The 2,770-nt window shown below is 41.9% G+C and carries 3 protein-coding genes; all 3 read left to right on the forward strand.

What is annotated here, in order from left to right:
• Nucleotides 1–467 precede the first annotated feature (467 nt).
• Nucleotides 468–965, forward strand: coding sequence for a DUF4402 domain-containing protein (locus A3766_RS16480; RefSeq protein ID WP_068642526.1), 498 nt, complete (start codon nucleotides 468–470; stop codon nucleotides 963–965).
• A gap of 148 nt (nucleotides 966–1,113) precedes the next feature.
• Entirely contained in the window at nucleotides 1,114–1,959 is an 846-nt protein-coding gene (locus A3766_RS16485; RefSeq protein WP_068638321.1) for a molecular chaperone, read from the forward strand.
• A gap of 43 nt (nucleotides 1,960–2,002) precedes the next feature.
• Nucleotides 2,003–2,770: hypothetical protein (locus A3766_RS16490; RefSeq protein WP_156508935.1), on the forward strand; the 768-nt coding region annotated here is incomplete at its 3' end.

Below are 2,770 nucleotides of genomic sequence, written 5' to 3' on the forward strand. Positions count from 1 at the left end.
AAATTACGATTATTCCTATTTTTTAATAACTTAAAAAACCTTTTATAAGAAGTCTCTTAAGTATGAATTCCCCCTAAATTTCGAATTTCGTTACACAAGCACTTATAAGAGTTTGCTATAAGAAACACCAGAATAACAACTGAGACNTATAGATACATTCCCAAAACCTATTGTCACAAAGCGATACAAAAAGGGCTGAAATTCAAGCTGGCAAACTAAAAAACTTAGCTACAGTGAAATCATAAGCGTTTGAAATGCAAAACAATGTAAAACGCAGTACATCATATAGCGAGTTAACTCTCTCGTTATAGAAGGGATGTAAGGCTGGCGCCAAAAGCACAAATCCAGCTACTTTAATATTTAACAAACGGCGAATATCGCCAAATGCTGACTTTGTTCAATGCTAAAAGACAACGAAACGAAGCAGCCTTATAAATGAATCAATTTTAAAACTGGGAATACTATCCATGAAAACATTATTTAAAAAATCAGCAATTGCAGCAACAATGATCTCTGGCCTTATCGCAGGTACCGCTACTGCAGATACATTCAACGCTTCACTAAACCTGGTTCAGCCAATTTCATTAACTGAAGCGACTCAAATGGATCTAGGTGACGTTCTAGCTAGCGACTCAGATACTTGTACGATCACTACAGGCGGTGCACGTTCAGGCGCTGCATGCTTCGGCTCTGGTAACGGTACATTGGCCGCGATTAATGTGGCTGGAACCGACGGTCAACAAGTCGATATTGCTTTAACTGCAGGTACTTCAGGCGCATCTGAACTGTCCTTTGCACCAGCAATGCTCGATAACGGTGAAGGTGCAACAACTCTTACGGGCGTAACTCTACAAACTAACCATGCATTATATCTAGGTGGAACACTAACCGTTGCTAACGGTGCTCTGGCTTTGTCAAACGGTGTTAACTCTGTAGAATATCAAGTAGAAGTTACTTACCAGTAAGCACAATTAAGTGTTATATGTTTAAAAAAGGCGCATTTAGCGCCTTTTTTGCTTTTCGGTATTTAACTGTTTGTTAGATGGTTTATTATTGCGCCAGCAATAATAAACCATCTAACAAACACTGACCGAAAACGTTATACGAACCAACATGAAACAGCGAAACAAATCTAGCCTTTGGCTTTTCAAGAATACATTATTAATTCTACTTACCGCACTCATCTCATTCCAAGTCTCTGCCGGACTTGTTCTTAACCCTCAGCGCATCGTGTTACAAGACAGAGAAAGAAGTGCAAGCTTGGACTTACTAAACACTGATGATAAAGCAGGACGATACCAAATATACTTCGAGCACAAGTATATGAAAGAAGACGGCAGTATCGTTGATATAGAAAACCCAGAAGAAGGTGGGCCCTATGCAGGCGATATGATTCGTTACTCCCCTCGCCGAGTTGATATTCCTGCCGGTGGATCTCAAACAATTCGTGTCGCCGCTCGACGCCCTAAAGGTTTGGCAGAAGGGGAATATCTATCTCACCTGGTACTTAAACAGATCCCGCAAAAAGCTGACGCGAACTCTCCGGCTACCCCAAAGAACGATGAAGATATCCAACTAAACCTTGCCGTTCAGCCAGTATTAAAACTAGCAATCCCCGTAATCGTTAGAAAAGGCGCTTCTACGACCACGGCAAGCATCTCTGACATTCAGCCAATCGTGCAAAACGAGCAAGTAGAAGAGCTCCACTTCTCGCTACATCGCCAAGGAAATTTTTCTCTCTATGGGAACGTGGAACTATATGAGAAGAACGGTGAGCAACTTGGCTCCCGCGTAGGCTTTATTCGAGGTATCGCTTTATATACTCCAACTTTAAAACGACTAGTCAAAGTCCGCTTAAGCCAAGCGGCATCATTAACTGGAAAAGAATATCTTCTACGCTTTACTGAGGACGAAAAGTTTGGTGGCAGCAATGTCATCGAGCAAACGATAACATTCTAGACACCTGGCAGACTCTTATAACGTAAGATGGATTTTACCTAATATGCCACGCTATGCCGGCCTCTCGATTTTTCTCGTTTACTTAGCTGTATGGGAGCATGCTTTTGCAGAGCTCCCTCCAGAACCTGTTGAGTTGGCAGAGGATAATATACTGATCGTACAATTAAGTTACGATCAGCTATTACTCGAAGAATCTCTTTTCGTCTATCAAACACCCGAGAATACATTTATTCCCGTACAAGGGTTGATAGATTCTCTGGATTTTCCTCTAACGCTAAATTTGGATTCGCTGTCGCTTGATGGCTGGTTTATTTCAGAAGACCGAAACTTTTCTCTCGACATCAATCAGAAAAGTGTTTTTCTCAAAGGCGAACGCCAAACCTGGCCAAAAGATTTTCAGTATGCACTTGATGGTTTTGATTTATATATTAATTTAAAAAGCATCGAGCGATGGTTCGACCTCAGCTTACTGCTGGATGTATCGCAACTTGAACTTAAACTATCGTCCTCAAGTCCACTACCAATCGTGACACAAAAGCTGCGAGCCCAGAAAAGAGCCAAGCTAAAGCCACAAGCTAAAGCTCAAACGGCTCACGACTACCTTCCCAATGAATACGACTGGCTTGGTTCCCCTTCGTTTGATATTGAGTTTTCACACAGTGCTGAGCGCTTTGAGAAATATAACGATCTGACGGGCAGGTATGAGGCAGATATCAGCCAATACAGTTCGGCTACTGTTCAGGGTGTCATGGATATTCTGAAACACTCTCTACAAACCAGTTACGTTAACCAAGATGGGGCTCAAGACCTT

The organism is Oleiphilus sp. HI0132 (assembly GCF_001635845.1).